This window comes from Streptomyces sp. NPDC044921, assembly GCF_056432865.1.
In genome coordinates this window covers 39,294-51,348 of the sequence record NZ_JBWKIF010000028.1, presented here as the reverse complement: position 1 = coordinate 51,348, position 12,055 = coordinate 39,294, and the positions used below count along the sequence as shown (strand labels likewise).

At 73.7% G+C, this 12,055-nt stretch carries 10 protein-coding genes; 7 read left to right on the top strand and 3 right to left on the bottom strand.

All coding sequences use genetic code 11. The features are described from left to right. Positions 1-31 precede the first annotated feature (31 nt). A complete protein-coding gene (locus tag AC07DA_RS32370) occupies positions 32-937 on the bottom strand; it encodes an endonuclease/exonuclease/phosphatase family protein (RefSeq protein ID WP_479131796.1) in 906 nt (301 codons plus the stop codon). Positions 938-1,129: 192 nt separating this feature from the next. On the opposite strand from AC07DA_RS32370, the gene AC07DA_RS32365 reads away from it, so the two are divergent. Both AC07DA_RS32365 and AC07DA_RS32360 read left to right on the top strand, forming a co-directional pair. Next, positions 1,130-2,458 (top strand): DUF6986 family protein, encoded by a 1,329-nt coding sequence (locus AC07DA_RS32365; protein WP_479131795.1) that lies wholly within the window; start codon positions 1,130-1,132, stop codon positions 2,456-2,458. 138 nt (positions 2,459-2,596) lie between these two features. Beyond that, a complete protein-coding gene (locus AC07DA_RS32360) occupies positions 2,597-4,696 on the top strand; it encodes a serine/threonine-protein kinase (RefSeq protein ID WP_479131793.1) in 2,100 nt (699 codons plus the stop codon). Here the strand turns inward: AC07DA_RS32360 and AC07DA_RS32355 are convergent. Continuing rightward, positions 4,642-5,457: a hypothetical protein gene (locus AC07DA_RS32355; RefSeq protein WP_479131792.1), complete on the bottom strand. Its 816-nt coding sequence runs from the start codon at positions 5,455-5,457 to the stop codon at positions 4,642-4,644. The two genes, AC07DA_RS32360 and AC07DA_RS32355, sit on opposite strands and share 55 nt — an antisense overlap. A 7-nt stretch (positions 5,458-5,464) precedes the next feature. Further along, the gene (locus AC07DA_RS32350; RefSeq protein ID WP_479131791.1) at positions 5,465-6,529 is read right to left on the bottom strand and encodes a LacI family DNA-binding transcriptional regulator; all 1,065 of its coding nucleotides are present in this window, start codon (positions 6,527-6,529) and stop codon (positions 5,465-5,467) included. A 194-nt stretch (positions 6,530-6,723) separates the two neighbouring features. On the opposite strand from AC07DA_RS32350, the gene AC07DA_RS32345 reads away from it, so the two are divergent. The 5 genes from AC07DA_RS32345 (at position 6,724) to AC07DA_RS32325 (ending at position 12,002) form a co-directional block, all read left to right on the top strand. Then, entirely contained in the window at positions 6,724-7,677 is a 954-nt protein-coding gene (locus AC07DA_RS32345; protein ID WP_479131790.1) for an ROK family protein, read from the top strand. Positions 7,678-7,760: 83 nt separating this feature from the next. After that, positions 7,761-8,207, top strand: a complete 447-nt coding sequence (locus AC07DA_RS32340) for a helix-turn-helix transcriptional regulator (protein ID WP_479131789.1) — start codon at positions 7,761-7,763, stop codon at positions 8,205-8,207. Positions 8,208-8,217: 10 nt separating this feature from the next. Further along, entirely contained in the window at positions 8,218-8,634 is a 417-nt protein-coding gene (locus AC07DA_RS32335) for a VOC family protein (protein WP_479131788.1), read from the top strand. 102 nt (positions 8,635-8,736) lie between these two features. Continuing rightward, positions 8,737-11,133: an ATP-binding cassette domain-containing protein gene (locus AC07DA_RS32330; RefSeq protein WP_479131787.1), complete on the top strand. Its 2,397-nt coding sequence runs from the start codon at positions 8,737-8,739 to the stop codon at positions 11,131-11,133. Between the two features lie 632 nt (positions 11,134-11,765). Beyond that, positions 11,766-12,002, top strand: a complete 237-nt coding sequence (locus tag AC07DA_RS32325) for a hypothetical protein (RefSeq protein ID WP_479131785.1) — start codon at positions 11,766-11,768, stop codon at positions 12,000-12,002. The last annotated feature ends 53 nt before the right edge of the window (positions 12,003-12,055 follow it).

Genomic DNA, 12,055 nt, shown 5'->3' with positions numbered 1-12,055 from the left:
GCGACCGTGCCAACGGCCGCGGGGGCTCTTCTCATCCCAGGGTCATCGAGGCCTGCACCGGCAGATGGTCGCTCGGGTACGTCCCGTCCAGGCTGAAGGTGTTCATCCGGGCCCAGTGCGTGGTCACCCCGGGGGTGGTGAGGATCCAGTCGATGCGCCGCCCGCCGGGCCGGGGCTGCCGGTAGCCGTGGTGCGTCCCGTACGCGGGACCCCGCGAGGCCGCCGCGTCCCAGGCGTCCACCAGCCCGATGTCCAGCATGAGGTCGTACACCCGGTTGTGGTGGGCGTCCGCGTTGAAGTCGCCGGTGACGACGACGGGCAACGACCGGTCCCACCCGGCGATCGTCTCGCCGATGAGCTCCGCCGAGCGCTCCCGGGCGTACTGGCTGACGCTGTCCAGGTGGGTGTTGAGGACGTAGAACTCCCGGCCGCCACGGGCGAGATCGGCGAAACGGACCCAGGTCACCATGCGCAGCCAGTCCGCGCCCCAGGTGTTCGAGGCGATCGTGTACGGGGTATCGGAGAGCCAGAAGTGGTCGAACTCGACCGGGTCGAGTCTGCGCGTGTCGTAGAAGACCGCCATGAACTCGTCCTTGCTGCCGCCCCCGCGCCCGACGCCGATCCAGTCGTAGTGCTCGCCGAGGTCCGTCCGGATCGCGCGCACCTGCCGGTAGAGCCCCTCCTGGGTGCCGATCACGTGCGGTCGCTCGTCTCGCAGCAGTTCCCGCATCACCGGCCGGCGCACGGACCAGCGCGGTGTGTCGTCGACGTCGGTCCCGAAGCGCACGTTGAACGTCATGACGTTCAGGGCGCCCGCGTGCTCCCCGGCGGTGGCGGACTGGGTGGGGCCCGCGGTGGTGAGCAGCGGTCCCGCGACGGCGGCGGCCGCCGCCGCCTTGAGTCCGTGGCGGCGCGTCACTCCGGCCTCGTTCGGCACGTGATCTCCCTCCCTGCACGTCAGGATGAAGCTTGCCCGCTGAATACGGAAGATGAGGACGGGTCTGCGGCGACCGGAGCGAAAGGATGGGGAAACCGGCTCCACCACGGTGTTGACCAGGTCGAAGGTCGGCCGATAGCTTCGCTCTACGGATTGTTGATTCCGTACAGCGGAAAATGGGAGGGTCTCGGAATGGGTCAGGGCCAGCAGGAGAAGGTGGCGACGAGCCTCGCGGGTGCCGTCAGCGAGGAGATCAGCGCCTCCCTCGCCCCGGTCGACGCCGAACTGGAGCGCCGCTACCCCGGAGACCCCGGCACCCGTCAGCCCGTCCACACCGTCTACGTGCCCGGCGACGCCTTCGCCGCCGACACGATCCGCTCCTGGGGCGACCGGGCCCTCGCCGCCCTCGACGAACACGCCCCCGACGCCGCCTCCTTCGCCGCCGTCCTCGGCCTGCCCGAGGAACTCGCCGGGCCCGTCCACGCGCGCGTGCGTGCCAAGCTGGAGCGCGAGCCGGTCGAGGACCTGCGCGTCGACTTCGAGGACGGTTACGGCAACCGCCCCGACGCCGAGGAGGACCAGGACGCCGCCCGCGCCGCCCGGATCATCGCCGGGGCGTACGGCGGGGGCACCTCCCGGCCGGAGGCCGGGGGAGACACCACGGCCCCCTACACGGGCATCCGCATGAAGTGCATGGAAGCGCCCGTCCGCGCCCGGGGCATCCGCACCCTCGACATCTTCCTCACCGGCCTGATGGAGGCCGGCGGCCTGCCCCCCGGGCTGGTGCTCACCCTGCCGAAGGTGACCTACGCCGAGCAGGTCACCGCCATGGCCCGCCTGCTGGACGCCTTCGAGAAGACCCACGGCCTGGAGCCCGGCCGGATCGGCTTCGAGATCCAGATCGAGACCAGCCAGTCGATCCTCGCCGCCGACGGCACCGCCACCGTCGCCCGCATGATCCAGGCCGCCGAGGGCCGCGCCACCGGGCTGCACTACGGCACCTTCGACTACAGCGCCTGCCTCGGCGTCTCCGCCGCCCACCAGGCGAGCGACCATCCCGCCGCCGACCACGCCAAGGCCGTCATGCAGGTCGCCGCGGCCGGCACCGGCGTACGGGTCTCCGACGGCTCCACCAACGTCCTGCCCGTCGGCCCCACCGAGAAGGTGCACGCGGCCTGGCGCCTGCACTACGGCCTCACCCGCCGCGCCCTGGCCCGCGCCTACTACCAGGGCTGGGACATGCACCCCGGCCACCTCCCGACCCGCTACGCGGCCGTCTTCGCCTTCTACCGCGAGGGCTTCGAGCAGGCCGCCGCGCGCCTCGCCCGCTACGCCAACCGCACCGCGGGCGACGTCATGGACGAACCCGCCACCGCCAAGGCCCTCGGCGGCTACCTGCTGCGTGGCCTGGACTGCGGCGCCCTCGACATCGGCGAGGTCGCCCGGCTCACCGGCCTGACTCGGGCCGAACTGGAGGGCTTCGCGGCGCCCCGGCGAGGGGACCTGACGGCGTCCGCCTGAGAGTGCGCCCCAGCGGCACGTACCGGCCCTGTCACATCCCTCACCACGGGGCTGATCGCCGTCACCGCCGCCCCGTAGTCTGTACGCCACGTACGGACGGGTGAGCGGATCCGGTGGGGTCACGGGAACGGGGCAGCGGTGTCAACGGGGGAGCACGGGCAGGCGGACGGGACCGGTCGGCTGCTGGCGGGCAGGTACCGCGTCACGGCCCAGCTGGGCCGCGGCGGCATGGGCGTCGTCTGGAAGGCCGTCGACGAGGTCCTGGGCCGTGAGGTCGCGGTCAAGGAACTGCGCACCTACACCGACGCGGCCGGTCCCGAACTGGCCGGTCTCCAGCTGCGGATGCAGCGGGAGGCGCGTGCGGCGGCCCGCGTCCGCCACCCCGGGGTGGTCTGCGTGCACGACATCGCCGAGGTCGACGGACGCCCGCTCATCGTCATGGAACTGGTCGACGGGCCGTCCCTGGACGACGTCCTGCGCGACCGCGGCACGCTGGACCCGCACGAGGCCGCCGGGATCGGCGCGAAGGTCATGGAGGCACTGGCCGCCGCCCACCGGGTGGGCGTCCTCCACCGGGACGTCAAGCCCGGCAACATCCTGCTCGACCGCTCGGGCCGGGTCGTCCTGACGGACTTCGGCATCGCCACCATGGACGACCCGGGCGACGGCTCGGCCACGCACCTCACCCGCAGCGGCGAACTCGTCGGCTCCCTGGACTACCTGGCCCCCGAGCGGGCCCAGGGGGCCGATCCGGGTCCCGCCTCCGACATCTGGGCCCTGGGTGCCACGCTGTACGCGGCCGTCGAGGGCTCCTCGCCCTTCCGCCGCACCTCCACGTTCTCCACGCTCACCGCGATCGTCACCGAGCCGCTGCCCGAGCCGCGCCGCGCCGGCCCGCTCGCCCCGGTCCTGCGGCGCCTGATGGACAAGCGCCCCGAGGCCCGCCCCGGGGCCGACGAGGCCCGGGCGCTGCTCAGCACGGTGGCGGACTCGGGCGGCACCGACACGCCGACGTCGACGCTGCGCGGTCCCGCGGCCCCGGCCCCGGTCCCGCGCCCGGAGACGGAGCGCAGTGTGCCGTCCGTTCCGCCCGGGTTCGGACCACCGCAGCACCTTGACCAGTCGCAGGGCCCGGACGGGCAGAAGAACCCGGACACGCCCGGCCCCGGCACGGCCGCGGCCTTCGTGGCGGCCGGGGGAGCGGGCGAGCCGGGACAGGGCACCCCGGGTGCCGGTTCGCAGGGGGCCTCGGGTGCCGGTTTCCCGGGCGGCACGGGTCCCGGTTCCCGGGGGCCGCAGGCCGGGGCGTCGCACGCCGGATCGGCGGGTGCCGGTTCGGCGGGTGCCGGTTCGGCGGGTGCCGGTTCGCACGGGGCGGGCGCCGGTTTCCCGGGCGCCATGGGGCCCGGCCCGCAGACGGCGGGTCCGCACGGCACGGGTCCCGGCACCCCGGGTTCCGGCCCGGCCGGCGCGAGCGGCACCGCCCCCACCGGCCCGGTGAACGCCGCCCCGACCGGCCCGGTGAACCCCGGTCGCGGACCCCGCAGCGGGAAGACCCGCACCCTCCTCGCCGCCGCGGCCGTCACCGTCGTCCTCGCGGCGGCCGGCACCACCGTCGCCCTGCTCGGGGAGGGGGACGGGGACGGCACGGCCCCGCACGCGCGGACCGACGCGGCGGGCGCCGCGGCCTCCGAGCCCGGACGCACCGACGACGGCTCCAACGCCCCGAGTCCCACGCGGCAGGCCGACGACAGGAGCGAGGACGAGGGCAAGGACCCGTCCGCGAAACCGGAGGACGAGAAGGAGCCCGAGCCCTCCGGCCGGCCCTCCACCTCCGCCCCCGCCAAGTCCGCGGGCGGCGGGAACGGGAGCACCGACGGCGGCACCTCCACGGGAGGATCCGGCGCGGGCGCCACCGGCGGCGGTTCCGGCAGCGGCGGCACGGCCACCGGGGCCCCGGCCTGCCACGCCATCGGCGGCGGCAAGTACAACTGCCAGGTCTGGAAGACCGCCGACTCCTACACCGCCTCCGGCACCAAGGCGGGCATCCTCAACGCCGGTACCAACTACTTCTACTGCCAGCAGAATTTGGGCCGCCGCGAGACGTACGGCGAGTGGACCAACGTCTGGTGGGCGAAGACCGACGACGACAGCGGCAACACGGACGTCTGGGTCAGCGACGTCTACGTCAAGGGCGGTGACAACGACGGGCCCGTCCCCGGGCTCCCGCTGTGCTGACGGCGCGCCGACGCCGCCGCGTACCGCTCCAGCCCGGAGGCCGTCACCAGCTTCTCCTCGACGAACAGCCGCGTACCCCGCTCGCACAGCCGCCGGTCGGCACGGGCCTGCGCGCAGAACTCCTCGGGGACGACGCCGAACAGCTCCCGCAGGCGCGGCAGCGCGACGAGCAGGTCGGTGAGCAGCTCACGCTGACCGGGGTGGGTGCGCGGCGCGCCCGTCCCGTCGTGCAGCACGCCGTGCCGGTTGACGTAGGCGTGCGCGCCGGGCAGCCGCGTGCCGTCCGCCAGGTCGATCCGTACGTCGGGCGCGGGCAGCCAGGCCCGGTCGAAGTTGCCGCCCGGTACCAGCGCGCCCTCACTCGCGTCGATCACCGCGAGCTGCTCGGCGTCCGGCCAGAGCACGAACAGCGCGCGCACGGTGTCCGGGGCGGCGACCGGAGAGGCCGACACGTACCCCATGCGGCTCACGTGCGCGGAGACTCCGGTGTCGAGACCGGTCACCCGGGCCTTCACCATCGGCAGCGGCGTGCTGATCCCGAACTCCCGCATCTTGTGCCGCAACTGGCCGGGGGAAGCGTTGGAGCCGACGGCGAGGAGGGGCGTGCGGTCGTCGTACACCAGCCGTCCGGTGGGCAGGAAGCGGTCCCCGTCGAGGATCCCCGAGTCGGCGGGCCACACGCCCGGATACAGCAGGGGGTGCTCGCGCGGCGCCTCGGCGAGGCCGAGGGCCGTCAGCGTCCGTTCCACGCGACGGGGCATGGGCCGCTCAGGCCGCCGGGGGGATCTCGCCCGAGCCGCGGGTGATCAGCCGGGTCGGCAGCTCGATGCGCTCGGGCGTGACCGGGCTGCCGTCCAGCTGCCGGAAGAGACGTTCCGCCGCGGTGCGGCCGATGTGCGCCGCGTCCTGGGCGACGACCGTGACGCCCGGCTGCAGCAGGTCGGCCAGCTCGATGTCGTCGAAGCCGACGAGGGCGACCCGCCGGGTCTGCTCGGCGAGCACCCGGATCACGGTGACCGTCACCCGGTTGTTGCCCGCGAAGACCGCGGTGACCGGGTCCGGGCCCGACAGCATCTCCTCGGCGGCCCTGCGCACCCGCTCGGGGTCGGTGACACCGAGGGACATCCAGGAGTCCGCCACCGGTATGCCCGCGTCCTCCATCGCGGCCCGGTAGCCGCGCAGCCGCTCGGCGGCGGTGTGGATGCGGGGCATGTCGCCGATGAAGCCGATCCGGCGGTGCCCGTGCGCGATGAGGTGGGCCACGCCGTCGCGGGCCCCGCCGAAGTTGTCCGACAGCACCACGTCGGCGTCGATGTGGCCGGCCGGCCGGTCCACGAACACCGTGGCGACGCCCGCCCTGAGCTCCGGCTCCAGGTACCGGTGGTCGTCCCCGGCCGGGATCACCACCAGCCCGTCCACCCGGCGCGCGCACAGCGCCAGCACCAGCTCCTGCTCGCGCTCCGGGTCCTCCGCGCTGGAGCCGTTGATCAGCAGGGCGCCGTGCGCGCGGGCCACCTCCTCGACCGACCGGCTCAGCGGCCCGTAGAACGGGTCGGCCAGGTCCTCCAAAACCAGGCCGATGCTCGCCGTGCGGCCCTTGCGCAGCACCCGCGCGCTGTCGTTGCGGCGGAAACCGAGGGCGTCGATGGCCTCCTGGACCCGTCGTTCCGTCTCCGGCGTGACCCCCGGCTCGCCGTTCACGACCCGCGAGACCGTCTTCAGGCCGACCCCGGCACGGGCGGCGACGTCCTTCATCGTCGGACGGTTGCCGTAGCGCGGTGCGGATCGGAGGTGGGTCTGGGGCACGGTGCGGTGTCCTGTCCTGTCGTCCACGGGGATGCGTCGGTCCTGGGTTTGTATGAGGATGTGGCGTCGAGCATAGAGCCTGGACAACGTTGTCAGGCTCGGGGGAGACTGTCCACCGCGAACTCCGGGCCGGTGCATCGCCGCCGACCGGTCCGCGGTTTGCCCTGCGCGACGGCTTTTCACGGCGTTTTTCTCATGGTTGACGGGGAGATCCGACACTGATGCACACCGACCTCGTGGCCGCGCTCGACATCGGCGGCACCAAGATCGCCGGCGCCCTGGTGGACAGCGACGGCCGCATCCTGGCACGTGCCCAGCGGCCGACGCCCGCCCGGGAGGACGGCGACACCGTGATGCGGGCGGTGGAACAGGTGCTCGGCGAGCTCAACGCGTCACCGCTGTGGCAGCGCGCCACGGCCGTCGGCATCGGCAGCGCCGGACCCGTGGACGCCTCGGCCGGGACGGTCAGCCCGGTGAACGTGCCCGGCTGGCGCGACTACCCCCTCGTCGCCCGGGTCCGGGCCGCGGCCGGGGACCTGCCCGTGGAGCTCATCGGCGACGGCGTGGCGATCACGGCGGCCGAACACTGGCAGGGCGCCGCCCGTGGCCACGACAACGCGCTGTGCATGGTGGTCTCCACGGGCGTCGGCGGCGGTCTGGTGCTCGGCGGGCGGCTGCACCCCGGGCCCACCGGCAACGCCGGCCACATCGGGCACATCAGCGTCGACCTCGACGGCGACCTGTGCCCCTGCGGCTCGCACGGCTGCGTGGAGCGCATCGCCAGCGGCCCCAACATCGCCCGGCGCGCCCTGGAGAACGGCTGGCGGCCCGGCCCGGACGGTGACACCAGCGCCGCCGCGGTGGCCGCCGCCGCCCGGTCCGGTGACCCGGTCGCCGTCGCCTCCTTCGAGCGCGCCGCCCAGGCGCTGGCCGCCGGGATCGCCGCCACCGCCACCCTCGTGGAGATCGACGTCGTGGTCATCGGCGGGGGCGTGGGCAAGGCGGGCGACATCCTCTTCACGCCGCTGCGGACGGCTCTGCGCTCCTACGCGACCCTGTCCTTCGTCCGGCACCTCACCGTGGCACCGGCCCAGATGGGCACGGACGCGGGCCTGGTGGGCGCGGCGGCGGCGGCGCTGACCCGGCGGACGGACCCCGCGGCCGCGGGGGTGTGAGACCGGCAAAAACGTTCAGGCGCCGGGAGCGGGCTGTCCCGAACGCCGACCGCGTGTCGGTGCCGTGTGACACGATCGCGCATGTGAGCAGCAGCAGACCCGCCTCGGCGCAGCGGCTGAGCGACCTCGCCCGGCTGCGCCGGGTCAAGGACCGGATCGACCGGGAGTACGCGCAGCCGCTCGACGTGGAGGCGCTGGCACGGGGGGTGCACATGTCGGCCGGGCATCTCAGCCGCGCGTTCCGCCAGGCGTACGGCGAGTCGCCGTACAGCTACCTCATGACCCGGCGCATCGAGCGCGCGATGGCGCTGCTGCGCCGGGGAGACCTCAGCGTCACGGAGGTGTGCTTCGAGGTCGGATGCTCCTCGCTGGGCACCTTCAGCACCCGCTTCACCGAGCTGGTCGGCATGCCCCCCAGCGCCTACCGGCGACAGGCGGCGCGCGCCACCGCCGGGATCCCGTCCTGCGTCGCCAAGCAGGTCACCAGACCGGTCAGGAATCGAGAAGCGCCCGCCGCGGGCCGAAACTAGCGTGAAGGCCATGGACCTCACCATTCACGCCAGCTTCCTCCCGCACGACGACCCGGACGCCGCCCTGGCGTTCTACCGCGACATCCTCGGCTTCGAAGTGCGGGGCGACGTCGGGTACGAGGGCATGCGCTGGATCACGGTCGGCCCCGCCGGCCAGCCCGGCACCAACCTCGTGCTGCACCCGCCGGCCGCCGACCCGGGCGTCACCGACGACGAGCGCCGCACCATCACCGAGATGATGGCCAAGGGCACCTACGCCAGCATCGTCCTGTCCACCGCCGACGTCGACGGCGTCTTCGAGCGGTTGCAGGCGAGCGACGCCGAGGTGGTGCAGGAACCGGTGGACCAGCCCTACGGCGTCCGCGACTGCGCCTTCCGCGACCCCGCGGGCAACATGGTCCGCATCCAGCAGCTCAAGGGCCGGTAACGGCCCCCACCGTACGCACCCCCGCGCCGCGCCCGCCGAGGGGCCGGCGCGGGGGAGGAGATCGTCCCAGCGCGGCAGCCCCGCCCGACAGATGGAGCCACCATGAGCAAGGCCACGACGACGGACAGACGGTCGCCCGGGCCGCACCTCGCCGACAGCCATGACGTGATCCGCGTGCACGGCGCGCGCGAGAACAACCTCAAGGACGTCAGCATCGAGATCCCGAAACGCCGGCTGACGGTCTTCACCGGAGTCTCCGGCTCGGGCAAGAGCTCCTTGGTGTTCGACACGATCGCGGCGGAGTCGCAGCGGCTGATCAACGAGACCTACAGCGCCTTCCTGCAGGGCTTCATGCCCAACCGGGCCAGGCCCGAGGTCGACCTGCTGGACGGCCTGACCACCGCCATCGCCGTCGACCAGCAGCGCATGGGCGGTGATCCCCGCTCCACGGTCGGCACCGCCACCGACGCCAACGCGATGCTGCGGATCCTCTTCAGCCGCCTCGCCGAGCCGCACATCGGCCCGCCCAGCGCGTACTCGTTCAACACCGCCTCCGTCAGCGCCTCCGGCGGCATCCGGGTCGACCGCGGAGCCGAGAAGACCAGGACGGTGAAGGCGACCTTCTCCCGCACCGGCGGCATGTGCACCCGCTGCGAGGGCCGCGGCAAGGTCTCCGACATCGACCTCACCCAGCTCTACGACGACTCCAAGTCCATCGCCGAGGGCGCGTTCACCATCCCGGGCTGGAAGTCCGACAACGTCTGGACCGTCGGCCTGTACGCCCAGTCCGGCTTCCTCGACCCGAACAAGCCGATCCGCCGGTTCACCAAGAAGGAGATGCACGACTTCCTCTACGGCGAGCCGACCAAGGTCAAGGTCAACGGCGTCAACCTCACCTATGAGGGCCTGATCCCGAAAATCCAGAAATCGTTCCTGTCCAAGGACAAGGAGGCGATGCAGCCGCACATCCGGGCGTTCGTGGAGCGGGCGGTCACCTTCACCACCTGCCCCGAGTGCGACGGCACCCGCCTGACCGAGGCGGCCCGCTCGTCCCGGATCGGCAAGGTCAGCATCGCCGACGCCTGCGCCATGGAGATCAGGGACCTGGCCGAGTGGGTGCGGGGCCTGGCCGAGCCGTCGGTGGCGCCGCTGCTCACCGCGTTGCAGGGCACCCTCGACTCCTTCGTGGAGATCGGTCTCGGCTACCTCTCGCTGGACCGGCCGGCGGGCACGCTCTCGGGCGGCGAGGCGCAGCGCGTGAAGATGATCCGCCACCTCGGCTCCTCGCTCACGGACGTCACCTACGTCTTCGACGAGCCCACCATCGGTCTGCACCCGCACGACATCCAGCGGATGAACGACCTGCTGCTGCGGCTGCGGGACAAGGGCAACACGGTCCTCGTCGTGGAGCACAAGCCGGAGACGATCGCGATCGCCGACCACGTCGTCGACCTGGGGCCCGGCGCCGGGACGGCCGGCGGCACCGTCTGCTTCGAGGGCACGGTCGAAGGGCTGCGGGCCGCCGACACGGTCACCGGCCGGCACCTCGACGACCGGGCCCGGCTCAAGGACACGGTCCGCGAGCCCGCCGGGGCGCTGGAGATCCGCGGCGCCTCCGCCAACAACCTGCGGGACGTCGACGTCGACATCCCCCTCGGGGTGCTCACCGTGGTCACCGGTGTGGCCGGCTCGGGCAAGAGCTCGCTGCTGCACGGATCGATCCCGGCCGACGCGGGCGTGATCTCCGTGGACCAGAGCCCGATCAAGGGCTCGCGCCGCAGCAACCCGGCGACGTACACCGGGCTCGCCGACCCGATCCGCAAGGCCTTCGCCAAGGCCAACGGCGTCAAGCCGGCCCTGTTCAGCGCCAACTCCGAGGGCGCCTGCCCCACGTGCAACGGCGCCGGTGTCATCTACGTCGACCTGGGCATGATGGCCGGCGTCGACACCCCGTGCGAGGACTGCGAGGGCAAGCGGTTCCAGGCCTCGGTGCTGGAGTACCACCTCGGCGGCCGCGACATCAGCGAGGTGCTCGCGATGCCGGTGACCGAGGCGGAGGAGTTCTTCGGCAGCGGCGAGGCCCGCACCCCGGCCGCGCACCGGATCCTGGAGCGGCTCTCCGACGTCGGGCTCGGCTACCTCACCCTCGGCCAGCCGCTCACCACGCTCTCCGGCGGCGAGCGGCAGCGGCTGAAGCTGGCCACGCACATGGCCGACAAGGGCGGCGTCTACGTGCTCGACGAGCCGACCACCGGCCTGCACCTCGCGGACGTGGAGCAACTGCTGGGCCTGCTCGACCGGCTGGTCGACTCCGGCAAGTCGGTGATCGTCATCGAGCACCACCAGGCGGTCATGGCGCACGCCGACTGGATCATCGATCTCGGCCCCGGCGCCGGTCACGACGGCGGCCGGATCGTCTTCGAGGGCACCCCGGCCGACCTGGTCGCGGACCGTTCCACACTGACGGGGCAGCACCTGGCGGCATACGTGGGCGCCTGACGAGAATCCGGGGCCCCGCCGGTGGCGCGCTCGCCGGCTGCTTCATCCGGAGCTCCGACCGACGGGACTCCTGTCCGGCCCGGGTGCGAACGCCGGGCGGGGGTCTCCGCCGGGCTGCTCGAGCGTCGGTCGGGCGTGCTGTCGTGCCGGGGTTGCGAGGTGCCGACCGGGTGGGGGCGTCTGGCTCCGTCGCGCCGGGGTCGCGGGGCGCCGACCGGGTGGGGTCCCAGGCTCCGTCCTGCCGGGGGTTGGAGGGTTCGGGCGGGGGCGGCGTCCGTGGGGTTCCGACTCGTGGCCGGCTGGGGGCCTCGCGGGCTTCCGGGGTGCGCGGGGCGGGGAATCCCGCTGGGTGTCCGGGGCGTCGGGTGGGCGTCCCGCCGAGATGCGGAGTCGGCCGCGGGGCCTTGCGCCCAGGTTGTGCACTGCCGCCGGCAACCCCGGTCCGCCGCTGTCGCTCCTGCGTTTCCCGCAAGCGCGCGGCGCGGTCCGGCCCGGCGGTCCGGGCCGGCCGGGGGGCGGCCCGGCAGCCGCCGTTCGTCGCGGTGGTCGTGGCGTGGTCGCCGTCCCCGCAGGGTCGGCCGAACGGCCCCCTCCGGGGAGCGTTGGGGGCCGCCCCCGCGCACCCTGGTGGCATGGCGTCCGTGAAACCCGTCGTGGTCTACCCGCCCGCCGCGGACGGCGGGCGGCGGGTCCGTGTGGACGACCAGTTCCTCGGTATCGCCTACGGGCTGCTGGACGTCGCGGAGTTCCTGCGGCGCGCGGGGATCGAGGACGCGGACGACGCGTACGTGGCGGCGTCGGGGCTGATCGAGTGGCGCGGCGGCGGCCCCGGCAGCTGGGGAGCCGACTCCGAGGACGACCGGGCCTGAACGCGTTCATCGCCCGGCCGGACGCGCCCGCGTGACCCCGGGGCGGGTCCGGC

Bases quoted from the DNA above. Each gene is read 5' to 3' on its own strand.
- AC07DA_RS32365 (WP_479131795.1), top strand. From the start codon at position 1,130: ATGGGTCAGGGCCAGCAGGAGAAGGTGGCGACGAGCCTCGCGGGTGCC.
- AC07DA_RS32355 (WP_479131792.1), bottom strand. From the start codon at position 5,457: ATGCCCCGTCGCGTGGAACGGACGCTGACGGCCCTCGGCCTCGCCGAG.
- AC07DA_RS32345 (WP_479131790.1), top strand. From the start codon at position 6,724: ATGCACACCGACCTCGTGGCCGCGCTCGACATCGGCGGCACCAAGATC.
- AC07DA_RS32335 (WP_479131788.1), top strand. From the start codon at position 8,218: ATGGACCTCACCATTCACGCCAGCTTCCTCCCGCACGACGACCCGGAC.
- AC07DA_RS32330 (WP_479131787.1), top strand. From the start codon at position 8,737: ATGAGCAAGGCCACGACGACGGACAGACGGTCGCCCGGGCCGCACCTC.
- AC07DA_RS32325 (WP_479131785.1), top strand. From the start codon at position 11,766: ATGGCGTCCGTGAAACCCGTCGTGGTCTACCCGCCCGCCGCGGACGGC.